Annotated in this window: 25 protein-coding genes; 12 read left to right on the top strand and 13 right to left on the bottom strand. The window is 59.1% G+C overall.

The features are described 5' to 3' along the window. Positions 1-83: 83 nt before the first annotated feature. Positions 84-995, top strand: a complete 912-nt coding sequence (locus tag QWI16_RS14445) for a hypothetical protein (RefSeq protein WP_302714148.1) — start codon at positions 84-86, stop codon at positions 993-995. Here QWI16_RS14445 and QWI16_RS14440 read toward each other — a convergent pair. From QWI16_RS14440 to QWI16_RS14430, 3 genes are all read right to left on the bottom strand, one after another. Continuing rightward, entirely contained in the window at positions 976-1917 is a 942-nt protein-coding gene (locus QWI16_RS14440; RefSeq protein WP_302714147.1) for a sugar phosphate isomerase/epimerase family protein, read from the bottom strand. The genes QWI16_RS14445 and QWI16_RS14440 overlap by 20 nt on opposite strands. 69 nt (positions 1918-1986) lie before the next feature. Then, the gene (locus QWI16_RS14435) at positions 1987-2547 is read right to left on the bottom strand and encodes an HNH endonuclease (RefSeq protein ID WP_302714146.1); all 561 of its coding nucleotides are present in this window, start codon (positions 2545-2547) and stop codon (positions 1987-1989) included. A 234-nt stretch (positions 2548-2781) separates the two neighbouring features. After that, a complete protein-coding gene (locus QWI16_RS14430; RefSeq protein ID WP_302714145.1) occupies positions 2782-3396 on the bottom strand; it encodes an IMPACT family protein in 615 nt (204 codons plus the stop codon). Between the two features lie 364 nt (positions 3397-3760). Here QWI16_RS14430 and ectB point away from each other — a divergent pair, with 364 nt between their 5' ends. Both ectB and QWI16_RS14420 read left to right on the top strand, forming a co-directional pair. After that, the gene (ectB, locus tag QWI16_RS14425) at positions 3761-5029 is read left to right on the top strand and encodes a diaminobutyrate--2-oxoglutarate transaminase (protein ID WP_302714144.1); all 1269 of its coding nucleotides are present in this window, start codon (positions 3761-3763) and stop codon (positions 5027-5029) included. 72 nt (positions 5030-5101) lie between these two features. Beyond that, the gene (locus QWI16_RS14420) at positions 5102-6469 is read left to right on the top strand and encodes an aspartate kinase (RefSeq protein ID WP_302714143.1); all 1368 of its coding nucleotides are present in this window, start codon (positions 5102-5104) and stop codon (positions 6467-6469) included. Here the strand turns inward: QWI16_RS14420 and QWI16_RS14415 are convergent. From QWI16_RS14415 to pomA, 3 genes are all read right to left on the bottom strand, one after another. Next, positions 6466-7842, bottom strand: coding sequence for an MFS transporter (locus QWI16_RS14415; protein ID WP_302714142.1), 1377 nt, complete (start codon positions 7840-7842; stop codon positions 6466-6468). The two genes, QWI16_RS14420 and QWI16_RS14415, sit on opposite strands and share 4 nt — an antisense overlap. 516 nt (positions 7843-8358) lie before the next feature. After that, positions 8359-9345, bottom strand: a complete 987-nt coding sequence (locus tag QWI16_RS14410) for a flagellar motor protein MotB (RefSeq protein WP_302714141.1) — start codon at positions 9343-9345, stop codon at positions 8359-8361. Between the two features lie 7 nt (positions 9346-9352). After that, complete coding sequence (gene pomA, locus QWI16_RS14405; protein WP_302714140.1) at positions 9353-10117, bottom strand: flagellar motor protein PomA; 765 nt, start codon at positions 10115-10117, stop codon at positions 9353-9355. A gap of 230 nt (positions 10118-10347) precedes the next feature. On the opposite strand from pomA, the gene QWI16_RS14400 reads away from it, so the two are divergent. From QWI16_RS14400 to QWI16_RS14385, 4 genes are all read left to right on the top strand, one after another. Continuing rightward, on the top strand, positions 10348-10590 hold the full coding sequence (locus QWI16_RS14400; protein ID WP_302714139.1) for an exodeoxyribonuclease VII small subunit: 243 nt from the start codon (positions 10348-10350) through the stop codon (positions 10588-10590). After that, positions 10590-11474 (top strand): polyprenyl synthetase family protein, encoded by an 885-nt coding sequence (locus QWI16_RS14395; protein ID WP_302714138.1) that lies wholly within the window; start codon positions 10590-10592, stop codon positions 11472-11474. Before QWI16_RS14400 ends, QWI16_RS14395 begins: the two co-directional genes overlap by 1 nt. Positions 11475-11517: 43 nt before the next feature. Further along, a complete protein-coding gene (gene dxs / locus QWI16_RS14390; protein ID WP_302714137.1) occupies positions 11518-13407 on the top strand; it encodes a 1-deoxy-D-xylulose-5-phosphate synthase in 1890 nt (629 codons plus the stop codon). Between the two features lie 197 nt (positions 13408-13604). Continuing rightward, positions 13605-15128, top strand: a complete 1524-nt coding sequence (locus tag QWI16_RS14385) for a beta-N-acetylhexosaminidase (RefSeq protein ID WP_302714136.1) — start codon at positions 13605-13607, stop codon at positions 15126-15128. A 31-nt stretch (positions 15129-15159) separates the two neighbouring features. Here the strand turns inward: QWI16_RS14385 and QWI16_RS14380 are convergent, their stop codons facing one another. Further along, entirely contained in the window at positions 15160-15816 is a 657-nt protein-coding gene (locus QWI16_RS14380; protein ID WP_302714135.1) for a hypothetical protein, read from the bottom strand. Then, positions 15813-17129, bottom strand: coding sequence for an ammonium transporter (locus QWI16_RS14375; RefSeq protein ID WP_302714134.1), 1317 nt, complete (start codon positions 17127-17129; stop codon positions 15813-15815). Before QWI16_RS14375 ends, QWI16_RS14380 begins: the two co-directional genes overlap by 4 nt. 322 nt (positions 17130-17451) lie before the next feature. Here QWI16_RS14375 and QWI16_RS14370 point away from each other — a divergent pair, with 322 nt between their 5' ends. The 4 genes from QWI16_RS14370 to QWI16_RS14355 all read left to right on the top strand — a co-directional run bounded on the left by QWI16_RS14370 (position 17452) and on the right by QWI16_RS14355 (position 21339). Beyond that, the gene (locus QWI16_RS14370; RefSeq protein WP_302714133.1) at positions 17452-17757 is read left to right on the top strand and encodes a DUF805 domain-containing protein; all 306 of its coding nucleotides are present in this window, start codon (positions 17452-17454) and stop codon (positions 17755-17757) included. A 138-nt stretch (positions 17758-17895) separates the two neighbouring features. Beyond that, entirely contained in the window at positions 17896-19209 is a 1314-nt protein-coding gene (locus tag QWI16_RS14365) for an ATP-binding protein (RefSeq protein WP_302714132.1), read from the top strand. Then, complete coding sequence (locus QWI16_RS14360) at positions 19206-20126, top strand: response regulator (RefSeq protein ID WP_302714131.1); 921 nt, start codon at positions 19206-19208, stop codon at positions 20124-20126. The genes QWI16_RS14365 and QWI16_RS14360 overlap by 4 nt, the downstream gene beginning before the upstream one ends. Positions 20127-20199: 73 nt before the next feature. Continuing rightward, positions 20200-21339, top strand: coding sequence for an AI-2E family transporter (locus QWI16_RS14355; protein WP_302714130.1), 1140 nt, complete (start codon positions 20200-20202; stop codon positions 21337-21339). 3 nt (positions 21340-21342) lie between these two features. Here the strand turns inward: QWI16_RS14355 and QWI16_RS14350 are convergent, their stop codons facing one another. The 5 genes from QWI16_RS14350 to QWI16_RS14330 form a co-directional block, all read right to left on the bottom strand. Further along, positions 21343-21828: a TspO/MBR family protein gene (locus QWI16_RS14350; RefSeq protein ID WP_302714129.1), complete on the bottom strand. Its 486-nt coding sequence runs from the start codon at positions 21826-21828 to the stop codon at positions 21343-21345. Between the two features lie 322 nt (positions 21829-22150). Next, on the bottom strand, positions 22151-23092 hold the full coding sequence (locus QWI16_RS14345) for a DUF6635 family protein (protein ID WP_302714128.1): 942 nt from the start codon (positions 23090-23092) through the stop codon (positions 22151-22153). Position 23093: 1 nt separating this feature from the next. Continuing rightward, on the bottom strand, positions 23094-23480 hold the full coding sequence (locus QWI16_RS14340; RefSeq protein WP_302714127.1) for a DUF5329 family protein: 387 nt from the start codon (positions 23478-23480) through the stop codon (positions 23094-23096). After that, positions 23461-24339, bottom strand: coding sequence for an endonuclease/exonuclease/phosphatase family protein (locus QWI16_RS14335; protein ID WP_302714126.1), 879 nt, complete (start codon positions 24337-24339; stop codon positions 23461-23463). The genes QWI16_RS14340 and QWI16_RS14335 overlap by 20 nt, the downstream gene beginning before the upstream one ends. Before the next feature lie 58 nt (positions 24340-24397). Continuing rightward, the gene (locus tag QWI16_RS14330) at positions 24398-25516 is read right to left on the bottom strand and encodes a hypothetical protein (protein WP_302714125.1); all 1119 of its coding nucleotides are present in this window, start codon (positions 25514-25516) and stop codon (positions 24398-24400) included. Positions 25517-25633: 117 nt separating this feature from the next. On the opposite strand from QWI16_RS14330, the gene QWI16_RS14325 reads away from it, so the two are divergent. Then, complete coding sequence (locus QWI16_RS14325) at positions 25634-26200, top strand: ANTAR domain-containing response regulator (protein WP_302714124.1); 567 nt, start codon at positions 25634-25636, stop codon at positions 26198-26200. The last annotated feature ends 406 nt before the right edge of the window (positions 26201-26606 follow it).

Genomic DNA, 26606 nt, shown 5'->3' with positions numbered 1-26606 from the left:
CAAAAATCACCGCCAGCAGCCACACTTAGAAAAACCACATTGGGCCCTGCAAGCGAGGGTCACCAACGACGCAGGTGCCGCTCTTGTCCAGTACAACGGCCTTTGTTTACCGCGTTTTTTGCGGGCTACTGATCGTGCTGACACTTGCCTTCAGCCCCTTGGGCCAGGCGCAGACTGTACCGATCAGAGTTACAGTGACGCCCGACATCCTCGCCGATTACCGGCGCTTTGTCGCAGGCAGAGCTATTGGGCAGATTCACCATTACGATGGCAAGGGCGCGCGGCGCGATGTAATTGAGCTGGTTTTGCTCCAGCAAGCTTTGCTACTCGGCGGCTTTGATCAGCGCCTGGACATAGTGCCCGAGCAAACCTACCGGCGCACCCTTCACCAGGTGGCCAGCGGCGAGTTAATCGGCTCGGGGGCTCTGGTCTGGCGCAGCGATATAACGCCATTGGATGGCGAGTTGTACACCAGCTCTGCCGTGGTTCGCCATGGCGAGTTTACCGTCGGCCTTTATACGGCAGCGCATAACCGTCGGGCCATAAACGCCGACGCCGATAGCCTGAGGCAACTTAGGGTAGTCACCAGCCCGGACTGGAAAACAGACATCGCCACCTTGCGATCTCTGGGCTTTGAGCGTCTCTACTTCACCAACAGCTGGGTGTCCATGGTGCGCATGCTTGCCGCCGAGCGGGCGGACATTACCCTCGCCCCCTTTCAGCGAGAGAGAGATATGAGCATAGACACGCCAGAGGGGCAGCTACTACCCCTGCCCGGCTTTAAGGTGGCTCTGGACGGCACGCGACACTGGATTGTCAGCCGCCGACACCCGCTGGGAAGCGCCTACTACAGCGCACTGGAAAAAGGGCTGGCGTTGCTGCGCAGTAAAGGCACCATTGTCAGGGCCTATCAGGAATGCGGTTTCTACAACGACCAGGTCAGCAATTGGCAGCGGCTGGGGCCTAAGGTCGGCTCTAAGCCAGCTGCGCCCTGACACGTTCAAGCAGCGCCTTGGTTTTGCGAATGCCCTCGTCGGCCGGCAGGTCGTGCCCTTCGTATTCAATGCCCACATAACCGGAGTAGCCCGCCGCCTTGATCAACTTAAAAATACGCAGGTAATCGATATCCGTTTCATTGCCCGCCTCATCAAACCGAAACGCCTTGGCACTCACGGCGCCGGCGTAGGGCATGAGATCCGCCACTCCCTGGTAAATGTCGTATTGCTTGACGCAGGGTGAATCCCACAAATCGCCACTGGCGCGCTGATAACAGAAGTTGCCAAAATCCGGCATAGAGCCGCAATAGGCACTGTCGGCCTCTTTCAATACCGAGGCGAGCATGGCGCCATGAGAGGAAAACCCGCCGTGGTTCTCCACCAAAATGGCAACATCAAGCGGCTTGGAGAACTCGGCCAACTCACGCAGGCTGGCCACTGAAGCGCGGTGCCAATCCTCGGCACTGCCGGCGCCGTGCAGATTCACACGGATACTGTGACAGCCCAACTCACTGGCCGCTTCCACCCATTTGTAGTGATTCTCCACTGATTGCTTGCGGCGGGTTTCATCGACCGTGGACAAATCGCCCTCGCCGTCCACCATGATCAGCAGGCTCCGAACGTTGTGATCGGCGGCGCGAGCTTTAAGATCCTGCAGGAACGCTTTATCGCGGGCCTTATCCATAAAAAACTGGTTGACGTATTCAATGGCACCGATGTCGAAGCTGGTGCGCGCCACAGCGGGAAAATCCAGTGGGCTTAGCGAGCGATCAAAAAACGCTTTGTTGAGCGACCACTGCGCCAGCGAAATATCAAAGTGAAAATTGTCGGCAGCGCGGGCCGGCCACCAGCCGCCCAGAGCAGCGCCTGCTGCCAGGGCGCCAGCGCCCTTGAGCCACTGTCTGCGAGAAATGTGTGTCATAGAGCAACCCCGGCGTCCAGAAGATGGGCGAGTGAATCATTGAGCTTGCGATTCTAGCGCGTGGCGGGGTCAGTGCCAATTGCGGTGCTCGGAAAACTGCGGGCGCAAAAACTCCATTTGGTCGCCGCGAATCCGGTCGGAATTGATCAGCGCGAGATACTCGGCAATGTTGGGGCGAAACGGCAGTGCCAACAGCTCCATATCAATATCTTCGAGCAGGTGATTGCCCTTGCGCTGATTGCAGCGTTTGCAGGCGGCCACCACGTTTTGCCAGACATCGCGACCGCCGCGGCTGATCGGGTGCACATGATCGCGGGATAACAGTGCCGAACTGAACGTCTTGCCGCAGTAGAGGCAAAGGTGATTATCGCGGGCAAAGAGGGCGCGGTTGGTCAAAGGCGGAATCTGGCGATAGCGGGCAATGCGGCTGCCGCCACAGGCAATAATCGCGGGGAGTGTAATCTGAGACCTGACGCCGCTGCAGCGGGCATAACCGCCCATCACTTTGCGAACCGAGCCGCCGAGGCTCCAGGCAACCAAGTCGCGAGCGTAGAGGCAAACTGCATCCTGCCAGTGCAACCATTCGATTGGCTGGCCGGCGATATTGAGCCGCAGGATCCTCTCTTCCATCGACACCTCCTGTCATCGCGGTTGCTTCACGCTTTCCGCTACTGGCAGAGCACAACCACTGACGTGGTGCTTGTCTTACTTTGTCTGTAAACTGTGACGATAATATGTCAAATGTAACGCTTTTTTCGTGTTTTACCTACCGTTTTTTACAATTGCCGCGCAAGACCGTCCACTCGCTGCCAGCGCTTTGCAAAGGCCCCGATGTGATCTGCGGTTTTTGGGGATTGCCCTAGGCTATGAATCAACAACCATTTTGGCCTGACCCGAGGTCAGGTGTGCGAGCGCTTCGGCCATTGCCTCGCACTGCTGCTCGGCCACCCTAGCGGTAATCTCGACCCTTTCGCCGTAAGCGGCTTGCACGTGATCCGCGCCCTGAACCTGCAAAAAGTGTCTGACTTTTTGCTCGTTGGCAAAAGCGGTCGCAATCCGCACCGTGGCAAGAGGCTCCACCGAATACCAGCGGGCTTGATCGAGCGCGCCGGACACTGCAGCGCCGTAGGCGCGCACGAGGCCACCGGCACCGAGTTTAACGCCACCAAAAAAACGCACCACCACTGCGAAGCAATCGCCTGCCTCGCGGTGCATGAGTACATTGAGCATCGGCCGCCCGGCGGTGCCCGAGGGCTCGCCGTCGTCGTTAAAGGCCGCTGCCTGCGGCTGCAAGGCGTCGCCCAGCACATAGGCCCAGCAATAATGGCTGGCCCCGGGCCGGTTCAGCCGAATAGCCTGCAAGGTGGCCATGGCCTCTTCGCGCGAACGCACCGGATGCAGCAGTGCCGTAAAGGTGCTGCGCTTTTCCTCGTGAACATATTCGGCCTTGTCAGCAATGGCGCGATAGGCTTGTTTCATACGCAATTCAATCAATATTGAGTAGCGCTCAGTGTACCGTTTCCGACCCCTCTGGTCATTGGCGCGCGGGCGCTTATTAGGCATTCTCCGCTACCCTTGTTATCATTAGCCCCTCGACAAGGGCCACTGACCCGCCCGCTACAGGCGCCGTTCAACCCCGATCAAGTGACCTTTCCCTCATCCGGATTGCGTCGTCAACGTATGTAACGCCACTTGTTTTGGCGTTTTGACATAGCCGGTCGTCCAGGCGACCGTTTCAGAACGGCTACTCGGGGCGCCGCCCCTTTTGGGTTGCTCCGCTTTGCGCCCGCAGCGACAGACAGGCCGGCAACGGCAGACAATTAACCTTCAGCTGGAGACGAACATGAGAATTTTTGAAGAAATGGAATCTGAAGTGCGCGGCTATGTGCGTTCTTTCCCCACGGTCTTCGATGTCGCCAAGGGCTCAGAGCTGTTCGACGAAAACGGTACCCGCTACATTGACTTCTTTGCCGGCGCTGGTGTTTTGAACTACGGCCACAACCACCCGATGATCACCGAGGCCCTGATCGAGCACCTGCAGCACAATGGTATTGTTCACGGTCTGGACAAAGCCACCATTGCCAAGCGCAGCTTTTTACAAAAGTTCCGCGACACCATTCTCGCACCGCGCAACCTTCAGTACAAAGTTCAGTTCACCGGACCCACCGGCACCAACGCTGTTGAAACCGCACTCAAGCTCGCGCGCATGGTCAAGCGTCGCTCCAACGTCATTGCTTTTACCAATGGCTATCACGGCCTGACCATGGGCGCTCTCGCCGCCACCGGCAATTATTTTTACAAAGACGAGTCTTACGGCTCACGCAGCAATACCGCGTTTATGCCCTTCGACGGCTTTCTCGGCGAAGACGTGGACACCATTGACTACTTGCGGAAGTTTCTTTCCGACGGCAGCAGCGGCGTGGATTTGCCAGCCGCCATCATCGTTGAAACCGTCCAGGGTGAAGGTGGTGTCAATGTCGCCCGTATAGAGTGGCTGAAAAAACTGGAGCAACTGTGTCGCGAATTCGATATTTTGCTGATCATTGATGACATCCAGGTTGGCAACGGTCGCACAGGCACCTTTTTTAGCTTTGAGCGCGCGGGCATCCACCCCGACATGGTCACTCTGTCCAAATCCATCGGTGGCGGGCTGCCCATGGCCCTGCTGCTGATGCGTCCCGAGCTGGATCAGTGGCAACCGGGTGAGCACACCGGCACCTTCCGTGGCAACAACCTCGCGTTTATCGCCGCCACCCAGGCGCTCAGTTTCTGGGATAATGACGACTTGTCCAAAGCCGTCGAATACAAAGGCAAACTGATCCGCGAAGAATTGAAAAAAATCGCCGGTGAGTTTCCCGAGTTTGAACCCAAGGTGCGCGGTCTGGGCATGATCTGGGGCCTGGAAATGTCGCCGGGTGTCGCCAGTGACACATCCGCTGAAGCCTTTACCCGAGGCATGGTGATTGAGACCTCTGGCGCTGACGATCAGGTGTTAAAGTTCTTGCCCTCACTACTGATTGAAGAAGATCTGTTGCATGAAGGGCTCGGCATTATTCGCGATTCCCTGCAAGCACTGTCGGAGCGTCGCCAAAAAATGGTCACCGGCCAGTAGCTTCGCCCAAAGACACCGGTAGCGCGAAACCCAGGTTTCGCGCTTGTCACTCACCAGCCGATCAGTAGAGCCATGTCAGACATTATCATCAGTAAATTTGGCGGCAGCTCCGTCGCCGACGCCAAACAAATTGCCAAAGTACGCGACATTGTCAAAAGCGATAAGAAGCGGAGAGTCATTGTGGTGTCGGGACCGGGACGTAGCCATAAGAGCGAAGAAAAGGTCACCGACCATTTAATCAACATCGCCACCAAGGGTATTCACTTTTACAATCAGCGCCAGAACATTACGGCCGATGACAGCCGCAAGGCAGTGGTGGACAAATTTACCGCCATCATGCGCGACCTCAAAGTCGACGATAAAGAGATCATCGAGGCGCTGAAAAAAGACCTGAATACCGAGCTTGGCGGTGACAAACGCGTGGCTTTTCTCGCCTCTCGTGGCGAACACTACAACGCCCGGATTATTGCCGCTTACTTTAACAATTCGGACATGCCCGCCAAGGCGCAGCTGCCGGAGGATGTGGGCTTTCTGGTCAGCGATAACTATCTGGCCGCCAAAACGCTGGATAAAGCCTACGAGAATGTTCTCGCGCTGCAAGAGTTTGACGGTATCTCCGTAGTGCCTGGGTTCTACGGCGTCACCGAGGACGGCCATATCGCCGTATTTTCCCGCGGCGGCTCCGACCTCACCGGTGGCGAAATCGCCTACGCACTGGATGCCGATACCTACGAAAACTGGACCGACGTCAACGGCGTCTATGAGGCCGACCCGAGGATCATCAAAGAGGCGCGGGCCATCCCCAGGCTGACCTTCAAAGAGATCCGCCTGCTCTCCAGCAAAGGCTTTAACGTTTTTCACCTGGACGCCATGCTCAAATGCCGGGACCGGAAAATCCCCATTAACATTCGCAACACCAATGCCCCGAATGAACCAGGCACCTTGATTCTCAATGAACGTGTACCGGAAGAAGGCGTAGTGGGTATCGCCCGGTTAGACAATATGTCGTACATCCATATTGAAAAAGACATGCTGGGCGAAGAGGTGGGCTTTACGGCCTCCCTGCTGCAAATTTTTCACGACTTCGGCATCAATACTTATCACTACCCCACCGACAAAGATGACATCGCGGTACTGGTGAGCAAGGACGATTTGCTGGGCAGCATTAACGATTTGCGCCGGGTCATCGAAAAGCGTTTAAAGCCGGACAATATGCGGGTCGAGTACAACCTGTCGATCATCACACCGGTGGGTTTGGGGCTGAACCGCAACTCCTACCCAATTATAGAGGCGTTGAGCGCGCTGGGGGATGCCCATGTGCCCATTGAACTGATTGACCAGAGCCCCTCGCAAATCTGCTTTCACGTGGGGGTTTACCAGACGGTCGCGGACGAGGCGACACGTATCTTGTACAACACTCTGATCGGCAGCGCGCGCTAACGCGCGCGACCGCGCAGTAGGGACAAGAGCGTCGCCGCCGCCAAAAAAACCAGCGCCAACTGCAGCGCGCCGTGAAAGGTCATCAGCAGGGGAGCGGCAAGCTCAGCGCTCATGGCAACATTGCCAAGATTCCAGTAGATCAATAAATTCACCAGGCTCATACCCACCAGGTTACCCGTGACTCTGGCGAGGTTGAGAGTGGCGGCTGCCACGCCCACCTCGCTCGCCCTGGCCGAGTGCATTACCACATGATTGTTGGGGCTGGAAAAAAAGCCAAAGCCCACCCCTACCAACAACAGGCCTGCACCGATCACCGGCGCCTCGGTTTGGGCGTCAATACCACTTAGAACGTAAAATCCCGCAAGCGTGCAGCCGCAGCCCGCGCTGGCGAGCCAGCGCGCCGGAAAATAGTCCGATAACTTTCCGGCAAAAGGCGCCACACAGGCCATGGCAAAAGCCTGCACCAAGAGCAGCTGGCCGGCATCGGCCGCGCTGTAGCCGCGCACGTACTGCAGGTACAAACTCAACATAAAGCCCAAGGGGTAGCTGGAGGCGTACATCAGTGAGGCAGTACCAAGCGACATGGAGAACACCCGTGATTCGCGAAACATCTGCACACGAATCAGCGGCGAAGGCGAGCGCGCCTGCATAACGATAAACACCCCGAGCAAAACAAACGAGACCACTAGCGCCAGCAGGTGCCTGGGGTCGGGCAAGCCCGTTAGCCCAGTAACCAGGGCGAGCGCCCAGAGGGCAAACACCAAGGCCCCGCGCCAGTCAAAACGGCTGGGTTCCTGCGAGTGCCACTCGCCCGGCACCCGCCAGTGAATAAATCCCAGGACAATCACCACCAGCGGCATGGGCAACAGGAACACATAGCGCCAACCGAGCCACTGAGTAACCCAGCCACCCAGCGCCGGGGCCAAGGTCAGCCCCAGATAAATGCAGGCGGCATTGACCCCAAGGGGCAGGCCGCGTTTATGTGCGGGAAACACCGAGATCAACAGCGCCATGCTGGTGGCAAACATCATGGCCGAGCCGAGCCCCTGACAAAAGCGCATGAGCAGCACCCACTCAATGGAGCTGGCCCCGAACGCGCCCAAGCCCGCCAAGGCATTGAGACAAATTCCCAGCTGAAAAACCCGCTTGCGTCCCCAGATGTCAGCCAGCTTGCCAGCAGGCAACATAAAGACAATGTTGGCCACCAGCACCGCCGTGGGAATCCAACTGACCAGGACCGCATTGGCCGCCAATTCGGAGGCCAAGGCCGGAATCGCCACATTTACCGAGGCCATACCCAGGGGCGCAATAAAGGCGCCAAGGCAGACCGTCAGCAAAAGCCACCAGGACTCGGCTGAGGGGTTTTCAGTCATGGGTTTTTAGTGGAACCATTGAGTCAACGAAGAAATGGCCCGCCAAATGGGCCTTGTGCCCCACTGCTTGCAAATTGCAGCGGGCTACGCCAGTCGCGGCGCACCGCACCTTGCCAGGAGTCCCTATTAGGGCACAGTGAAAAGCTGCGGATTCCCAGAAAGAGCACCAAAGCCTATTTGAGCACAATTAGCGCTGGCCATGCGCCTCTTTACCCGACTTTTCGCAAAACCTCGTGGCCATCGCCAAATTCAGGGCGACATCAAGAGGGGGGGGGGGGTCTCTAATAAGCGCTGAAGCAATAAAGAAAACCCTGCAACAAGGGGGCCTGTTGCAGGGTTTGCAGGATGGAGTCCAACCTTGGGCTCGTGCGGCGCGTTCCGTCTTTTCCGTGCCTCATATCCCTATGGCGATGTCCATTAGCCGCTATTATCGGCCCAATGGTCAAAGTGGAACAGCCGCCAATGTCAGCAAACCTTGTGAGACATATCTTACAGAAATGCGCGCCAAAGCCGGCGCTAGAAGACCTCTTCCGGCTCCAGGTCAAACAGGTATTGGGGCTCGACATCCAGCTTGCGGATAATGTCGTCACCCTCGCTCTTGAGCAGTTCCAGATCCTCAGCGCCGAGATCGGCCTCCAGCCCCTGGCGTATGACAATCTCAACCCGGCGGTTGCGCGCCCGGCTGGTGATCGAGTCATTGGGCGCCAGCGGCCGGGTGTCGGCAAACCCCGATACCTCGAAGCGCTGTGGTGAGAGGTAGCCACCGCGCATTAGTTGGGTTGCCACCGAGGATGCCCGCATGGCGGACAGGTCCCAGTTGGAGCGAAAACGCGCCGAGCGAATGGGCACATTATCCGTGTGCCCCTGCACCTCAATGCGGCCGGGCTTGAGCATGAGCACCGCGCGTATTTCGTCAATTACATCGTAGTAATCCGGGTCGAGTGTGGCAGAGCCAGACTGAAATGACCCCTTTTCACGGATGCGAATAATGATCTGGCGGCCGCGGGTTTCAATCTCCAGCTCACCGTTGGAGATGCGCTCTTTGAGCTTGTCCGCCAACTCAGTGGCGTCCTGGCGAGTCTGGGCAATCAGCTCCTCCAGCACCTGCTGCAGCCGCTCTTTAGAACTCTCCTCCATGTCAGGTTCGCCGCGCTCTATGTCGTACTCCTGGGAGTCGCGCACCTCCAGGCTCATTTTGGTAATGTCCTCGGTGCGCTGAAAGATCTCGTTGATCGGCGTCGGCTCGGGCTTGCCGGGGCTAAACTCCTGGGCGATGATGCTGGTGCCTTTGGGCACCTCGTTGACGTTCACTTTTGCCTGCACCCCAAACGCCTGCGCCAGGGAGCCCGCCAGTCGGCGAAATTTCATCGCATCCATTTCGGAGAACGACAGCAGGAGCACAAAAAAGCACATTAGCAATGCCATCAAATCGGCAAAGGTCGCCATCCACGCCGGAAGGCTCGGGGGGCATTCGCAGCCGTCTTCGTCTTCGTCAGCACTCATGAATCAATTAACCCGCTGCATCAGCCACGTCGCGCTTGCGCTCGGGCAAATAGGTTCGCAAAATCGTATCGATGACACGGGGGTTCTGACCGTTTTGAATGGCGAGCAAACCGTCAATGATCATGCTTTTGATCAGGTACTCTTCGGTCGCCCTGAGCTTGAGTTTGTCGGCGATGGGCAGGCAAATGGCATTGGCGATCATGGCCCCGTACAGGGTCGTCAACAGGGCAACCGCCATGGCCGGCCCAATGGCTTTGGGGTCATCCATATTGGCGAGCATGGCCACCAGACCAATCAGGGTGCCAATCATTCCCATCGCCGGAGCAACATCGCCCAACGCAGAAAAAATAGAGGCGCCGTTTCTGTGGCGCCGCTCGGCCAGTGAGCGATCCTTGGAGAGCATGGTGCGCACCACATCGGGATCGTGACCATCCACCAGCAACTGAATGCCCTTTTGCAAAAAGCCGTTGCTCACCTCTTTGCCCTCGAGCGACAAGAGACCGCCCTTGCGCGCGGCGTCAGCCAGTTCGACGATTTCGTCGATCATATCCAGCGGATCGTCCAGCTTATTAACAAAGCTTTTGCCGGCCACCTTGAAAGCACTCAGGAACTGCCCGAGCCCGAACTTGGCCATCACCGCAAAGACACTGCCGCCGACCACGATCACCAGCGATGGCGCGTTGACGAACATGCCAATTTCGCCGGACATAAACATGGACGCGACAATCAGGCCCAGAGCCCCCAACAGCCCGATCAGCGTTGCTAGATCCACCCCTCACTCCTTCACTTTGGCCATTGCCCGACCAGAACCGGGCCGCCGTTTTATCTGATACGCCTATTCTAGTCTTAATTTCGCCTGCGCTGTAAATACCACAGATGCCTGCTCAAGACGGTATAATGCGGCAAAAGAATTCACGATTCATTCATCGAGCGCTTGGAGAGGCTATCGGCCGCAGGCCTGAAAGCTGAACCCCGGCGCGCAACCGTGCAGGATCCACCCCCATGCCCGCGAAGAAGAAAGCCCTCGACCTCGAGGCCTCGCTCAACGAGCTGGAGACCATCGTCGCCCGTATGGAGAGCGGCGAGCTGACGCTGGAGCAATCCCTGGAGGCCTTTGAGCAAGGCATCAAGCTGACCCGCGAATGCCAGCAGCGCCTGACCCAGGCCGAGCAGCAGGTGCAGGCATTGATTGCTCAAAATGGCGAGCCCGTGCTGACGGATTTCGACGCACCGGACAACCCTTAATGTCGGTATTTCTCGACCACGCGCGCGCCCTGCGCGCCCGCATCGACCAGGCACTGGAACAGGCGGTGCCAGATACCCCGGGCAGCCAGCTGGCCGAGGCCATGCGTTACGCCCTCGCCGGTGGCGGCAAGCGCATTCGCCCCCTGCTGCTGTTCGCAGGCTTTCGCGCTGTGCGTAAGACCGCAGACCACCCGGCTCTCGATACCGCCGCCGCCGCGCTCGAGGCCATGCACGCCTACAGCCTGGTGCACGACGACCTGCCGGCCATGGACGACGACGAACTGCGCCGCGGCAAACCCACTTGCCACATCGCCTTTGACGAGGCCCTCGCCATACTGACCGGCGATGCCCTGCAGACACTCGCCTTCGAACTGCTGTGCGAGACACCCGGGCTCGATGACACCATCCGGCTGGCGCTGGTGCGCACCCTCGCCCGCGCCTCGGGCCTGAAAGGCATGGTGGTGGGCCAGGCCATTGACCTGGCCGCCGTGGACACCCAGCCCAACACCGCCGAGCTAGAGCACATGCACCGCTGCAAAACCGGCGCACTGATCGACGCCAGTGTGCGTATGGGCGCCCTGATTGGCGGCGCGAGCGAGTCTGAGCTGGCCGCCCTCGCCCAGTACAGCAGGGCTCTCGGCCTGGCCTTCCAGGTGCAGGACGACATTCTCGATGTCACTGCCGATACTGGCACTCTGGGCAAGCGCCAGGGGGCCGACGAAGCGCGCAACAAACCCACCTATGTCTCGCTGCTGGGGCTCGAAGAAGCTCGCCGGCGCGCCCAAGCGCTCTACCTGGAGGCCCTCGAGGCCCTGGATGCGCTGACGGGCGACGCGGGTGAGCTGCGCTTGATCGCCCAATATGTGGTTGAGCGGGAGCACTAGAGGCGCCTACAATGTCAGGTTTCCCGATAGCCGAAGTGTCCAGATGCTGAACGAAATCCCCACCAAACGCCCGGAGACGCCGCTACTCGACGGCATCGATTCCCCGGCGCAACTGCGCGAGCTCAAAGAGAAGCAGCTCGTGCAGCTGGCCGAGGAGCTGCGCGCGTTTTTGCTCTACAGCGTGGGCCAAACGGGCGGACACTTTGGCGCTGGTCTGGGCGTGGTGGAGCTGACCCTCGCCCTGCACTACGTGTACAACACGCCGCAAGACCGGCTGGTATGGGACGTCGGTCACCAGACCTACCCCCACAAAATTCTCACCGGCCGACGCGAGCAGCTACTGACCATGCGCCAGTCGGGTGGGCTGTCCGGCTTTCCCAAGCGCGAGGAGAGCGAGTACGACACTTTCGGGGTGGGTCACTCCAGCACCTCCATCAGCGCAGCGCTCGGTATGGCACTGGCCGGTGGTGACAAAAAATGCGCCGCCATCATTGGCGACGGCGCCATGACCGCGGGCATGGCCTTTGAGGCGCTCAACCACGCCGCCCATACCGACGCCGATCTGCTGGTCATTCTCAACGACAACAATATGTCCATCTCCCCCAATGTGGGCGGGCTGGCGACTTACCTGTCGAAAATCTGGGGCAGCAAGTTCTACAATTCTCTGCGCGAAGGCAGCAAGCAGGTGCTGACCAAAATTCCCTCCGCCTGGGAGTTTGCCAAGCGTACCGAAGAGCACTTTAAGGGGTTTGTCTCCCCAGGCACCCTGTTTGAAGAAATGGGGTTTAACTACGTGGGCCCCATCGACGGCCACGATCTGTCATCGCTGGTGCGTTACCTGCGCAACCTGCGCGACGTCAAAGGCCCCAAGCTGCTTCACATCATCACGCAAAAGGGCAAGGGCTTTGAGCCGGCCGAAAAAGACCCCGTGGGTTACCACGCCCTGAACAAGCTCGAACCCGCACCGAAAAAGCCGGTCCCCAACAGACCCAAATTTCAGGCCGTTTTCGGCCAGTGGCTGTGCGATATGGCCGCCGTTGAGCCACGCCTGGTCGCCATCACCCCGGCCATGTGTGAGGGTTCGGGCATGGTGGATTTCGCCCGCGACTACCCTGAGCGCTTTTACGACGTGGCCATTGCCGAGCAACACGCCGTGACCCTGGCGGCCGGCTTTGCCTGCGAAGGCCAAAAACCCGTGGTGGCCATTTACTCCACTTTTTTACAGCGCGCCTATGACCAGCTGATCCACGACGTGGCACTGCAGAACCTGGACGTTACTTTCGCTATTGATCGCGCAGGTCTGGTCGGCGAAGACGGGGCCACCCACGCGGGCAGCTTTGACATCAGCTATCTGCGCTGCATCCCCAACATGGTCATCGCCACACCCAGTGACGAAAACGAGTGTCGGCAGCTTTTGTACACTTGCTATCGCCACCGTGGACCATCCGCCGTGCGCTACCCGCGCGGGCGCGGCTCAGGCGCCGAGATTGCCAGCGCCATGAACGCCCTGCCCCTGGGCAAGGGCGTGATCCGGCGCGAGGGCACAGGCGCGGCGATTTTGTGCTTTGGCACACTGGCCGCCTCTGCTCGCCAGGCAGCCGACAAGCTGGGCCTCACACTGTGCGACATGCGCTTCGTCAAACCCCTGGATACCGCGCTGATTGACGATCTGGCCAGGCGTCATGGCCTGCTGGTCACCCTGGAGGAAAACGCGGTGGCCGGCGGCGCGGGCTCAGCGGTGGCCGAGTATCTGAACCATCAGGGCATCACCCTGCCCATCATGCAGCTCGGACTGGATGACAGCTTTGTCGGCCACGCGAGCCACGCCGAGCAGCTCGCCAGCCAAGGCCTGGACGCGGATAGCATTGAGCGCGCTATCGATCAGCGTCTCACAGAACTTGCCAGTGCGCGCCCAGGCAAGCTGGCCCCTTAACCCCTCAGCCCTTTAAAGAACTGTAAGTATCTGTACAGGGAGTGCCAGGGCGCTTGCCCCGAGAATTGCCCTTACTCTAGAGTAAGGGCAGAGCCAAGGGCTGGAGGACATCAGGGGCCACAGAGCACCGACCGACACGCTCACCACGATAATAAATGCCCGTCACTCGGTTCCCCGACGAATGGAGCACTACCACAATGAGAATACTTCTGGCATTGATCGCCACCTGCCTGATTGCAGGCTGCGGCAGCACGCCCTCACCCAGCTCATCCTCCGCGCAATCCTCTCGCGCTTCCAGCAGCCTGCCGCAAACGGCAGACGAGCAATTGGCGCTGGTGCCCTACCCAAGCTCGGTTGTCCGGCACCAAGGGGAGTGGGAACTTGGCAATGTGGTTCACCTTGAGGCCGCCACCGGCTCGGAGACCTCGCTGCCGGCCCTCAAGCGCCTGCTGGCCGACCTGGACATCACCGAAAGCGATACCGCAGAAAGCCAGATAGAGCTGTTTCTGGTGCAGGAACCTGAGCTCGGCGAAGAGGGCTACCGCCTGATCATCGACAACCAAATCACACTCTCGGCCAACACCGACACCGGCCTGTTCTACGCGGTACAAACACTGCGCCAGTTGCTGCCGGCCGAGGTGCAGGCCAGCTACCCGCTGCCGCTGGTCGATATCACCGACAGCCCCAGCTACCCCTGGCGCGGCAATATGCTGGACGTCGCCCGCAGCTTTTTGCCGGCGGACTACCTCAAGGCGCACATTGAGCGCATGGCGCGCTTCAAGCTCAACCGCCTCCACCTGCACCTGTCGGATGACCAGGGCTGGCGCGTGGAAATCAAGCAGTACCCCAAACTCACTGAGATTGGCGGTGCCAGCGCCGTCACCGGTGGCCGCGCGGGTTTTTACACTCAGGAGCAAATTCGCGAGCTGGTGACCTACGCCGAGGCGCGTCACGTCACCCTGGTGCCCGAAATCGATCTGCCCGGCCACACTCAGGCCGCCATTGCGTCCTACAACGAACTGGCCTGCGACGATGTCACCAACCTCAACACCTATTCGGGTCTGGAGGTGGGTTTCAGCAAACTGTGCCTGACAAAACCCGAGGTGATCTACCCCTGGGTAGAGAATGTGTTGAGCGAGCTGGTCGAGTTGTTTCCGTCAGAGTACATCCACATCGGTGGCGACGAAATCAAAGACCCGCTTTACGGTGAGTTCATCGGCCGAGCCACACGCATTGTTGCTGATCTGGGTCGCACCGCCATTGCCTGGGAAGAGGGCTCGGTGGCGGACAATGATCCCGATGTTCTGCTGCAATTATGGAACGACCAGTACGATATCCAGCCGGCGCTGGATCGCGGCCATCAACTGATCGTCTCGCCCTGCTCCTATACCTACTTTGATCACGGCAACTACGCCGGCCAGCCCAACACCTACGACTGGTGTCGCAAAGAGGGCGTGCCCCTGGCGCGGGCCTACAGCCTCGACCCCAGCGCCTTCGGCGCAACCGTCGGCGTTGAATCGGCCATGTGGTCGGAGCTGGTACACACCAACGCGGTCGCCGACAACCGCCTCTGGCCGCGTTTAGCAAGCACCGCCGAACTGGGCTGGAGCCGCGCCGAGGATCGCGACTACGCTGAGTTTGTCGCGCGCTTGTCGGCGCTGCGCGCTCAGCTCGATGCCCTGGGCATTGAGTACTACCGCGAGCCCGACCTCGGCTGGTAACACCGGCCACCGGGCGGCGCTCGCCGCCCGGTCACAAGAAGCGGCGAATGTCCCTGACACTGACCGGGTGATAGCGCTCCAACCAGGCGACGCAGGCCTCCAGAATGTCGTCGGCCCGCACCGGACCAAACAGCTCACACATCACGACGTACAATTGATTCACCACCCGGCGAATCTCCGGCGCGGTGCACACCACCGAAAACACCTTGCCGCTGCCATCGCTGTCAAACCACAATCGCAAGCGCGCCTTGAGGGTGGGATTGAGCTTCATGTCCGCTAGGCGCACGAGAAAATTCAGCCGCAACTGAATAAACGCATCGCTCGGCAAAACCGTTTCAACAGCCACCAAAAAGTGTTCAAAAATTCTGTCGAGCCGTTCGGGATACTGGGCCGGTGCGGCTTTGGAAAAGTCAGTCAGCTCACCGTAACCGGCCACCGGATCAGGTAACAGCCCCTCGGGGTGCTGGCTCAAGTTGAGCAGCGTGCGAATCACCTCTTTGCGCCGCCCGGCCAGCGCGGGACTATCGCCAAGTTTGCCGACAAATTCATTGAGCGCGTACACCGGCTTGGTGGCGTATTGTTTTTCCCACAGCCTGAACGCGCGCTCAAGCTCTTCGCCCTTAAGAAACTGTGCCAAAGCCGTGTAGACGATACGGCGTTTTTGAACTTGTATGGGATTGGCGCTCATCGCTCAAGCACCTCCAGGGTTTTCTCGTTGTAGGCGGTGTTCTTGCTAAACTCCGGATAGCCAATCTCGGCGTGCTCGGTAATGTCCAAGCCGCGCTGCTCGTGCTGCGCCTCAGCGCGCAAGGGTAAGAACAGATTCACCAGGCCGTAAATGACCAGGGCGCCGACAAAGGCCCAGAGAAAACAGGAGAGCACGCCGATCAGCTGCACCACCACCAGGTCGATGGAAAACATTTGCTCACGATAAAACAGCCCCGCGGCAATCGTTCCCCAGGCTCCGGCGAAGCCGTGCACCGGTATTGCGCCCACCACATCGTCGACGCGCCACCTGAGCAAAACGCCCGAGCCAAACACCACGATTAACCCGGCCACCAGGCCCGTGACCATGGCCCAGAGCGGGTCCATGGTGGCGCACCCGGCGGTAATGCCCACCAGGCCACCGAGACTGCCATTGACAACATGCCCGACCAGAATGGGCGAGCGGCGCAGACTGCAAGCCAACAAAGCGCCGGCGGCCCCAGCGCAAGCGGCCAAATGGGTGTTGAGATTGATCAGGCCAATGGAGACCTCGGCCGCCAGGGTGCTGCCGCCGTTAAAGCCAAACCAACCGAGCCAGAGAATAAACCCACCAAGCGCAACATAGCTTGAGTTGTGACTGGGGATCCGGTGCGGCTTACCATCGCGGTCAAAACGACCAATGCGCGGGCCAACCACCAGCGCCCCGGCCAGCGCCACCCAGGCGCCTAGTGAGTGGACGACGGTAGAGCCGGCAAAGTCGATAAACCCAAGCTCGGCCAGCCACCCCGAGCCCTCAAACGCACTGCCCCACACCCAGCTGCCAAACACCGGATAGAGAAACCCCATGACAATACAGGCCGACAAAAGATAGGAGTTAAAGCGCGTGCGCTCGGCCATCGTACCACTGGCAATGGTGGTGGCGGTGGCAGCAAACATGGCCTGAAACAGGACCACCGACCAATCCCACTCCTCTTCAGGGTTGAGAAAGAAATGATCCGTGCCGAAAAAGCCGGTGGGGTTGGCGCCGAACATCAAACCAAATCCCACCAGGCAGAACACCAAACTGCCGAGACAGACATCGGCGTAGTTTTTCATAATGACATTGACGGTGTTCTTGGCGCGGGACATGCCGCTCTCAAGCAGTGCAAACCCGGCCTGCATAAAGAAGACAAGGGCCGCAGCAATCGCGATCCACACCGTATTGACAGAGCTTGAGGAGGCGGCCTGCTCCGCGTAAACCACAGGCGCACAGACCAACAGCGCCGCGGCCGCTGGCGCAGAGAATCGTTTGTTCATCGGGCATTTTCCTTATACTCACGGCATGGCTCACCGTGGTGCAATTGTCGTTTTGTCCTGCCAATGACGCATTTAGCGTGCCAGAAGCTCTTACAGCGCGCTCCCCTTGGCGTGGCGCGCACAGCGCGAAAGCACCGGGGTCGAGGACCAGTCCGGGCGCACCATTTGAGCGCAGCGTGGCCCCGCGAGCGGCCACGCCTGTATCACAACTGGTGCAAAAATCCTCACAGGAGTCGACAAGCCTGACGGGGTGAGTAAAAATGACTGGGCTGGAGAGGTAATCCGGCTGTAAACAATACGTCATAACAACACAGGGGTTTCCATGGAACATTACATACAGGCGTTTAAACAATTTACCGATTTCGAAGGCCGCTGGACCCGCACCCAGTACTGGATGTTTTTCCTGATCAATCTGCTTATTGCCATCGCCGTTGGCGTTGTCGATGCTATGCTCGGCCTCGGTGTGCTCGGCACGCTCTACAGCCTGATCGTGCTGATTCCGTCTATTGCTGCCGCCGTACGCCGTTTGCACGACAGTGGCCGCTCGGGCTGGTGGGTACTGATTGGCCTGATTCCTGTTCTTGGTTTTATCGTATTAATCGTACTGCTGGCCCAGCCGAGCAAATAACTCCCCCGCTGGCACCAACCAACACCGCCGCCATCCCGGCGGTGTTCTTTTCTGAGGCGCACTTCACAGTTCATACAATCGTCACACACATCCCCCAGACTGCGGGTCGGGTGAAGTGACGAAACTGCGAAGGGCCGCATGAACATTGCCGTTTCCTGTCAGCGGGTTCGCGAACTGGCGGTATCTGTCGAGCCACTGACACCGACAACTAAAATCAATGACGTCGCCGACCTGTTCCTTTCTGAAAGGTACAGGGAGCTCTTGTGCCTACCGGTTGTTGAGAACGGGAAGGTCGCGGGAACCATTTCCCGCTATGCGATCATGAAAATCTTCCTGCAATCCTACGGCAGGGAAATCTTCGGCGCCCGCCCGGTTGCCAACTTTATGAACGCCAAACCTCTGCTGGTGGACATCAATACCGATATCGAAGAGGCCAGCCGCTATGTGCATGCGCACATCAGCAATCCGATTACCGAAGACTTTGTCATTATCGAAGACAACCACTTTTTCGGCATGGGCATGGTCCTGTCGCTGCTTGAACTGCTGGAAAAGCGTGCGGAGACCCGCAATCGAGCTCTCCAAACCGCCAACCGACATTTGAAATCCTCCCAGGCGCGGCTGATTCAGTCGGAGAAAATGGCCTCCCTCGGCCAGATGGTCGCGGGCGTGGCTCACGAAATCAATACCCCGCTCGGTTATGTGCAATCAAACATCGAGTTGGCGGCCGATCTCAGTCAGTCCGTTGCGCTTCTGGCCGACAACAACCAAAGTCTATTAAGCGCCCTGCTGGATAAAACCGCTGACGACGGACATATCGAATCCGCCATACAAGCTTCGATAGACAGCGTGGATGAGGTGGTAAAAGGTGGCTTGCTGTCGGACATGAACACACTGTTTGCCGACAGTTTGCATGGGCTGAGTCAAATCGGTGAGCTGGTGACCAACCTGAAAAACTTCAGCCGGCTGGATCATGTCAAACTCTCACAGGTGAATCTCAATGAATGCCTTGACAGCGCCCTAAACATCGGCCGCAATATCATTAAGCAAAAAGCTGAGATCATTCGCGACTACGATCAAGACGCCAGCATCGAATGTGTTGCCTCACAGATCAATCAAGTGTTCTTAAACATACTCACCAACGCCGCCCAGGCGATTGAGCACTACGGCAGCATCAAGGTAAAAACCCGCGCGCGCGAAACGTTTGTGGACGTGCATATCCGAGATAACGGCCGCGGCATGCCCGAGACGGTGCGCAAGAAAATCTTCGATCCGTTTTTTACCACCAAAGCCGTTGGCGAGGGCACGGGCTTGGGTCTGTCCATTTCCTACCAGATTGTCCAGCAGCACAAAGGGCTGATCGACGTACGGTCTATAGAGAACAAGGGAACCGAATTTGTCATCCGTTTGCCCCGCAAACAACTCAACCCTTCCGCCTTACAGGAGCCGACATGAGCGCAAGCAAACCCACATTGCTGTTTGTCGACGACGAGAGCCGAATTTTACGCACCATGGAAATGGCATTTCGCCGCGATTACAACGTCTTGACCACCACCGACGGCCAGGAAGCCCTGGCCATGTTGCGCCACAACAAGGTAGAGGTCATTGTGTCCGACCAACGCATGCCGCTGATGACGGGCGTTGAGGTGCTGCGCGGCGCACGCGATATCTCCCCCGCCACTGTGCGTATTCTACTGACCGGTTACTCGGAGCTGGCGAGCATTGTGGGTTCGATCAACGAGGGGGAAATCTTTCGCTACGTACAAAAGCCCTGGCACCTGAATGAGCTGCGTGAGACTCTGGATGAGGCCATAGCCGTGGCCCGCGAAACAGCGCCAGCCAACACCCTATCAGAACAGCCCGCGCACAGCGGTGGCGACATTGTTGTCTTGCACAGCAAGAAGGCCATGGCGCAACTGATTGAAAAAGAAAAGCCGGAATACCAGGTGCATTACACCTGCAGCGTCGACGCGGCGATGGAGCAACTGGTGCAGCACCCGGACGCCATTTTGCTCACCGACCTGATCCTGCCAGAAGGCGACATCTCCGAAGCTCTGGCGCTTATGAAGCGCCGGCGCCCCGAGCTGGTGGTACTGGTCGTCACCGCCTTCTCGGACACCAGCCACCTGATCCAGCTAATCAATCGCGCACAGGTGTTTCGCGTACTGCCCATGCCCTTATCGCGCCGTATGCTCTACGGCAGCATAGCCTCGGCCCACAAGCACCGCCAAAACTTAAAAGACAACCCCATCATGCTGCGCCGCCACCGCGTGCAAGAGCAGCCGCTCGAGGCCCAGGGTAAAACCAGCCACAGGTTGCTGGACAGAGTTAAGGGCTACCTGGAGCGCATGCGCTCAAGCAGCGCCGCCTGAGCGCCACTATTGGATGACAGTCCGAGCCACCTTGCCTTATGATGGCGCAAACCGACTTTCTTAAGGCAGGGACATGTCTGACTTTCAAAAAAACCTGGAAACCAAATCCTTTCTCGCACTGCTAGTACTGGTATCGGCGGCCTTTTTATGGGTACTCAAACCCTTCTTCGGTCCGATTTTCTGGGCCTGTGCCCTGGCGATCATTTTCTACCCGGCGCAGTCGCGCCTGCTGGGCTCACTCAAACACCGGCCCAACTCGCGGGCGCTGGTGACCTTGATGATGTGTCTAGTGATTGTGATCATTCCGGTGATTTTCCTGGTCAGCTCCGTGGTCGCCCAGGCGGCCGATCTCTACCAAAAAATTGAAGCCGGCGAGCTGGACCCGGCCCGCTACATTGAGCAGTTTCAAAACAGCTTTCCTGTGGTCAAGGACACCCTTGAGCGCTTTGGGGTGAACTTTCCCGACCTGAAAGAGCAAGCTGTCAATCTCGCTATGAACAGCGGCAAGTTCCTCGCCCAGTACACCTTTGACATCGGCTCCAACGCCTTTAAATTTGTGCTGGATTTCTGCCTGATGCTCTACCTGACGTTCTTTTTCCTGCGCGATGGCCACAACCTCAAAGAGCTGATGGTTCGCGCGCTGCCCATGGGCGATACGCGCGAGCGCCTGCTGTTCGCCAAGTTTGCCGAGGTCACCCGCGCCACCGTCAAAGGCAACCTGGTGGTGGCCATGGTTCAGGGCGCGCTGGGCGGCATTATTTTCTGGATTCTCGGGATACCCGCCGCCCTGCTCTGGGGCGTGGTCATGGCGTTTGCTTCGCTGCTGCCGGCCGTGGGCGCTGCCATTATCTGGGGCCCTGTGGCCATTTACCTACTCGCCACCGGCTCTTACGTTCAGGGCATTGTTCTGGTGGCTTTCGGTGGCGGCGTGATTGGTCTGGTGGACAACCTGCTGCGCCCCATTCTCGTGGGCCGCGACACCAAGCTGCCAGATTACTTGGTGCTGCTGTCGACCCTGGGTGGCATGGCGTTATTTGGCATTAACGGCTTCGTCATCGGCCCGCTGATCGCGGCGCTGTTTATCGCCTTCTGGGGCATTTTTATGCGTGAAATCAACGTCGAGGAAGAAGACCTCAGCGCCGGCGAGAGAGAAACCGAAAATGAGCTGATTGAGGCGGGCGCTGGCCCCGCCAAGGAGCCTGAACAAGATTAGCCGCTACAAAAGGCCGGGGTTGGTCTGCCACAAGGTATAGTTCAACACCCCGGCAAAACTTACCCACGCCCAGTAGGGCAAGAGAAGGACTGCGGCCCACCGATCCCGGCGCCAGAAGCACCAGAGGGTCACGCCGATAAGGCACCAGAGCACCACAATATCGGCCAGCGCCGCGCCGCCCAGCCGCCAGGCAAAAAACACCCAGCTCCAAAGGGCATTCACCGCCAGCTGCGCTACAAACACGCCGAGGGCGAGCCGGGCGCCGCGCCAACCGCTCAACCGCCATACCCGCCAGGCGGCAACCGCCATCATGGCGTACAGCAGACTCCAGACAGGCCCAAACACTGAAGCCGGCGGCGCCCAATCGGGGCGAGCCAGCTCAGCGTAGAAACCCCCGGCATTGACCGAGGCGATAGCGCCAAGGCCCGAGGCGAGAAAACACAGTGCTAGCCACGCAAGCAGGCCGAGAGCTTGGCCAGTACGAGACATTGAAGAGTTCCCCATCGTTGAATACCCTGAGTTTTGTGATGTTTTGATCGATTGAAAGATACGAACAAAGTCGGCTAGCTGATCAGCTTGGTACAAGCAATCAGTGGCGCAGCGATCAGCAGACCGCCCTAACCCACGCCCTCCGAATAAACCCCAAAATCGCCTCACTGACCTGCACCAGAGCATAGGCCTGCGCCCGGAGGCCGGCGATCACCTGTGCTTCAAGGGGATTGGCGGGCTGATACAACGGTTTCCCAGCGTTGATCTCTTATTGGCCCGACCCCGAGGGCGGGCTCAGGAAGTGCCTGGTGCCTGGATTTCACTAGGCCATCCCTACCCGGGCAGCATCGATAATATCCATCAAGCGCGCCAGATAGGCGTCTTTGGGCCGAAAGCTGCCAGTCGTGCGCGCTTTGAGGTCGCGCTCGAGGCTGTCAATCATCCGCTTGAGCCGGCGCTGATGTATACCGGTAAGACTCTGCAGCGGGTCGGACACCAAACCCGAAAAGCAGGCAAACACCGCCATTAACAGCATCACCCCGGCGGTGGAGACCAGCACCAGGCAGGCATCGGGCGAGACGGGAAAGAGCGCGTAGTACCACCGGCCGAGCCAGGGGCCAAAGATAAAGTCGAGCGCAGCCAGGCGGTTGGCGAGCAGCCCCGCCAAGGACATACCGATGGCGATGCCGCCCGGGGTGAACTTTTGTAGGGTGAAGGCACCGGCGACGGTGGCGAACACGGTATTGCTGATATCGGCATTGGCCGTGCGCGTCAGAGCGTACTGCGACAGGGCATCCACCAGGCTCTTTTCCAACTGCGCCTCGCGCTCCTCACTGAGCTGACCCAGCCCCTGGGTTTCGACAATAGCCTCGGCAATCGCTTCGCGCAGCGGGTTTACCCCGGCCGCCCGGCCCAGCAGCTCCGCCTCGGTGCGCTCGATCAGATAGCGCTGGACACGGGTACGCATACCGCTGGGCACCCGGCGCAGCCAGCGCGTCGGCCATGCGAGGCCGAGGCGCTGCGCCAGCCAAGCCAGACACTGAGCGAGCAGGTAAACCGGTACCCAAAGTAAATTGAGCGGAGAGCGCAACATGTCCCACCCCAGCGACTGGCGGTTGGTGTACCAGGCGCCGGGGTAGCGAAAGTGGCGCTTCACAAACGCGGGGACGCGGGCGCGACACTCGGCAAAATAGCGCTCCACACCTTTTTCTAAGGCGGCCAGCAGCAGGGCTGAGTCTTGCGAAGCCTCTTCGCTGGTCCTCATATCAGGGCTTGGCATCGGTCATTGCCGCGCGCTGCAGGCGCAGACTCTGCAAGGCAGTGTGCAACCACTGGCCCGCCCGCATCTGTGTGCCGTCCGCCAGGCGCACCTGGTAGGGTCTGCCGGTGATCGAGCTTTTGCTCGCCAGATTGTCGATAAACTCCTCGGCGGTGCTCGCGTAGCGGCTGGCCCGGCGGTACTTCATGGCCAGATGGTCGGCGGCCTCCTCGGCCGTGTGCTCGGAGCCGTTGCGAATAAACACCACGCCGCTTTGGGCCACATGTTGAATCAGGCCGGTAATCTCCCGCTGCGCCTCGGATTCGGCCAGAGAGCGCTCCGCCACCACTAACAGCCAGACCACCCAGAACCACTTAGCGGTTTTCTGCCACACGATTCACGCCCTCCAGCTCAAGAGTGACCAGCAGTGGGTTGTGATCCGAGCTTGTGTACTGGGGCACACTGGAAGCGCTGATGCTCACACCGCGCGTCCAGACGTGATCCAGCGCCAGACCGAAGGCGCGGGTGCGGTTGTCCTCGTCAAACAGCGCCGGCTGCAGGCCGAGCGGCTCGAGCAGCTCGGTTAACAGGGCGCGGCGCGTATCGCTCCAGCTGTTGAGATCGCCTGCAAAAATGGCCGGACCCGGATGCTCTTGCAAGATTCCCACGGCCGCCATAAGTTGCTCGCGGTAGCTGTCGGTGCTGAGCTCAAAGTTAATCGCATGCAGATTGACCACCAGCAGCCGCTCGTCGCCGGCCAACACATACTCGACAATATTAGTGGCCTTGGGCGTGCGCAGCCAGGGCTCAGTGTGAGTGAGGTGGCAGTGCACCGCCGCCGGCCACTGGCTGAGAGTGAGCACGCCGGTTTGTAAGTCGCCATCGCGATAGCCGGGCGCAAAGCGCCAGTGGGGTTTGAGCGCCGATAAGCGCTCATCGGCAAAAGCTTCCTGCAACAGCAGGATATCCGCCTGCTCACTCAGCGCCTGTAAATCGCTCAACAGCTGCTCACGCTGGGCTTTGTAGATGTTCCAGCTCATCACCCGCAACTCGTCGGGCAAGGGGTAGGTATCGGGGTAGGCCCGCTCCCGGCTGCTGCGCAACTCGCCGATACACTGCTCCGCGGTCACGGCCAGGGTCGTCAAACCAGCGGACTCGTCGGAGGCCGACTCCAGCGCCTGAGCGCCGAGCGCTGCCGACAATGTCAGAGCAACAATGCAGAAACTGCTTAGGCGCCTGAGAGAGGTCAACATGATTTTCGCTCAATAAACGGGAATCGGTTTTGATCGGCCGGCGGCGGGCAAGTTCCGTTTACAGGTGGCTAAGCGCCCGCGACTGCTTGGCCTCGAGGCCCATGGTCTCATAAATATCGGCGGCCAGCTGATAAAAGCGCTTCTCGTTGGGCTGCATTTTAATGGCCGACTCGATGCTCGTGGCGGCCTCGGCGTAGTCCGCCTGCAGAAAATACCGGCTGGCCAGGCGGTATTGATAATAGGGGTTGGCGTCGCGATAGTCGCTGGCAAGCTCGGCCAGCTCGTCCGCCGTATCTGGTTTGCCCAGCTGGCGCGAGAGCTCACTGAGATTCCAGATAGCGGTGAGATCCCGCGGGTTGGTCTCCAACGCCTTGAGGTATAGGGCCTCAGCAATGGATAAGTGCCCGGCGCGCCAGTATAACGAGGCGAGGTTGTCCCATAAAAAACTCTGACTATCGTCCAGCGCCAGAGCCTGTTTTAAGTTGTAGAAGCGCTCGGCCAGGGTCGCGGCCCGCGCCTTGTCGGCCATGGCGCGGTTATTGTAGTACTGGCTTTTCGCGGTGGCATCAGAGATCAGCCGCTGGGCGTAGTAGGGCCGGTAATTGGGCAAGTCCAAATCCACCACTATGGCATCGGTACTAAAACGCAAGTCCACCTTGGCGTTGACGTGGCGCATAAACTGCACCCGGTCACCGGTCATATCCCAGGCGGGCGGAATGGATACATCATTGACACTGGCCCTGAGCCCCACATGCCGGGCCATGGCGACAAACAGCAGTGAAAAGCTCAGGCAATTGGCCTCGCGGCGCACAAACACCTGTTGCGGCGTGAGTGTCGCCGCTGCATGGTAGCGCATGCCCAGGCCGCCGGCTTCCGGCGGGTCGATCAAGGCCCGGTGCAGAGCCTGAGTGCGGGCCGCATCCTTGGCATAGCCCCTCACACTTTGCTCGGCAAAATGCGCCATGGCGGGCGTCAGCGATAGCAGGGTGTCCGGGTTTTCAGTAACCACTACCGTTTGTTCAAGCGCCAGGGGGCTGCCCGTTAAGGCTGCGGCAATCAGCGCAGAGTCCGGTGCGGGCACCACCTCATTAACGGGCAATGAGCTACAACCCACCGCCGTGCCCAGCGCGGCGGCCAGAAAGACATTTAGCCAGCCTTGTCGGGCTCTGTTGTGCATCGCATGGCCCTCACCTTCTCACTGTCAGTATAGTTGCTATTGCCCCACAAGCGCGCACGTCTCCCGCCGCTGGAAATGGTACATAACTTGCTCAAGTGGCTGCGAAGGGAGGGCGATATGACGCACATTTTCTATCTGGTTGATCCCCAGTTACCGGGGCTATTGGCGGGCGGGCTCAAAGCCTGGCCGGGCTGCCGGCAGTTTACCCAGGCCACACTCGATGAGCTGACCGGCTGCCCGGGCGCTAGCGAGGCGCTACTGATTGTTGAGACAAAGCAATGGTGCCCTACCTTAATGAGTCATCTGCAAACGCGGTTGGCGCAAAGCGACCTGCCCTGCATCGTGATCTGTCGCCACGCCAGCGAAGAAGATTCGCGCAGCGCCATTGCCTGCGGCGTTACCACCTTTATTACCGGCAAGCTCGAGGGAGGTCGCTTAGCGGTGGTCCTGAGTACGGCGCTTGCACGTCATCAGCGCGACCGCCAATTGCTAAAAGCATTAGCCAGTACCCGCCGACAGTTGGCCGACCGGCAGGACATTGAAAAAGCCAAAGGCGTTTTGATGCAGGCCCAGGGACTGAGTGAAGACGACGCCTACCAAAAGCTGCGCCGCGAAGCCATGAAGCGCCAAGAGCGTATCGGCGATCTCGCCCGCCAGATTCTCGCCATGCAGTCACTGCTGTAAAACGCCAACCCCACCCCTTCAAGCCCGACCAATTCCCCGCCGCCGCGATTCGACCGCGGCCCGACAAACCGGCGCACCACAAGCTCGCAATCGTGCACCAGCGTTGTCCACGATTTGCCCGTGACGGGCGCACTTTTATAGCGCCTTTCTCTGCGTCAGAAAAAACATCGCGGCTCAACAAGGTGCATATTGGGCAAATTTCGCTTTTACCTAGCTGATTCACCCTCGAGCGACGCACACTTTTGGCGAGCCGGCATTTTTCTTAAGTTGGCTGCTAGCTTGGCACAGCCTTTGAAATAGCCATAGGGCAAACACAAAGGGGCAAGTGCCAACGGCGGTTACTGCTCATCGGACAAAGGCGTCCATCGCAACCGGGAAACCGGGCCTGCGGTGTGCGCCTTTTTTA

The organism is Gilvimarinus algae (assembly GCF_030518215.1).
GTDB classification, from domain to species: Bacteria; Pseudomonadota; Gammaproteobacteria; order Pseudomonadales; family Cellvibrionaceae; genus Gilvimarinus; species Gilvimarinus algae.
This window is presented reverse-complemented; position numbering and strand designations above follow the sequence as displayed.

Excerpts from the sequence above, each read along its gene's own strand:
- QWI16_RS14440 (WP_302714147.1), bottom strand. The coding sequence starts at position 1,917 with ATGACACACATTTCTCGCAGACAGTGGCTCAAGGGCGCTGGCGCCCTG.
- QWI16_RS14380 (WP_302714135.1), bottom strand. The coding sequence starts at position 15,816 with ATGAGCGCCAATCCCATACAAGTTCAAAAACGCCGTATCGTCTACACG.
- QWI16_RS14360 (WP_302714131.1), top strand. The coding sequence starts at position 19,206 with ATGAGCGCAAGCAAACCCACATTGCTGTTTGTCGACGACGAGAGCCGA.
- QWI16_RS14330 (WP_302714125.1), bottom strand. The coding sequence starts at position 25,516 with ATGCACAACAGAGCCCGACAAGGCTGGCTAAATGTCTTTCTGGCCGCC.
- QWI16_RS14415 (WP_302714142.1), bottom strand. The coding sequence starts at position 7,842 with ATGACTGAAAACCCCTCAGCCGAGTCCTGGTGGCTTTTGCTGACGGTC.
- QWI16_RS14375 (WP_302714134.1), bottom strand. The coding sequence starts at position 17,129 with ATGAACAAACGATTCTCTGCGCCAGCGGCCGCGGCGCTGTTGGTCTGT.
- QWI16_RS14420 (WP_302714143.1), top strand. The coding sequence starts at position 5,102 with ATGTCAGACATTATCATCAGTAAATTTGGCGGCAGCTCCGTCGCCGAC.
- dxs (WP_302714137.1), top strand. The coding sequence starts at position 11,518 with ATGCTGAACGAAATCCCCACCAAACGCCCGGAGACGCCGCTACTCGAC.
- QWI16_RS14435 (WP_302714146.1), bottom strand. The coding sequence starts at position 2,547 with ATGGAAGAGAGGATCCTGCGGCTCAATATCGCCGGCCAGCCAATCGAA.
- QWI16_RS14395 (WP_302714138.1), top strand. The coding sequence starts at position 10,590 with ATGTCGGTATTTCTCGACCACGCGCGCGCCCTGCGCGCCCGCATCGAC.
- QWI16_RS14350 (WP_302714129.1), bottom strand. The coding sequence starts at position 21,828 with ATGTCTCGTACTGGCCAAGCTCTCGGCCTGCTTGCGTGGCTAGCACTG.
- QWI16_RS14355 (WP_302714130.1), top strand. The coding sequence starts at position 20,200 with ATGTCTGACTTTCAAAAAAACCTGGAAACCAAATCCTTTCTCGCACTG.
- QWI16_RS14325 (WP_302714124.1), top strand. The coding sequence starts at position 25,634 with ATGACGCACATTTTCTATCTGGTTGATCCCCAGTTACCGGGGCTATTG.
- QWI16_RS14335 (WP_302714126.1), bottom strand. The coding sequence starts at position 24,339 with ATGTTGACCTCTCTCAGGCGCCTAAGCAGTTTCTGCATTGTTGCTCTG.
- QWI16_RS14345 (WP_302714128.1), bottom strand. The coding sequence starts at position 23,092 with ATGAGGACCAGCGAAGAGGCTTCGCAAGACTCAGCCCTGCTGCTGGCC.
- QWI16_RS14430 (WP_302714145.1), bottom strand. The coding sequence starts at position 3,396 with ATGAAACAAGCCTATCGCGCCATTGCTGACAAGGCCGAATATGTTCAC.
- QWI16_RS14410 (WP_302714141.1), bottom strand. The coding sequence starts at position 9,345 with ATGAGTGCTGACGAAGACGAAGACGGCTGCGAATGCCCCCCGAGCCTT.
- QWI16_RS14400 (WP_302714139.1), top strand. The coding sequence starts at position 10,348 with ATGCCCGCGAAGAAGAAAGCCCTCGACCTCGAGGCCTCGCTCAACGAG.
- QWI16_RS14365 (WP_302714132.1), top strand. The coding sequence starts at position 17,896 with ATGAACATTGCCGTTTCCTGTCAGCGGGTTCGCGAACTGGCGGTATCT.
- QWI16_RS14370 (WP_302714133.1), top strand. The coding sequence starts at position 17,452 with ATGGAACATTACATACAGGCGTTTAAACAATTTACCGATTTCGAAGGC.
- QWI16_RS14385 (WP_302714136.1), top strand. The coding sequence starts at position 13,605 with ATGAGAATACTTCTGGCATTGATCGCCACCTGCCTGATTGCAGGCTGC.
- ectB (WP_302714144.1), top strand. The coding sequence starts at position 3,761 with ATGAGAATTTTTGAAGAAATGGAATCTGAAGTGCGCGGCTATGTGCGT.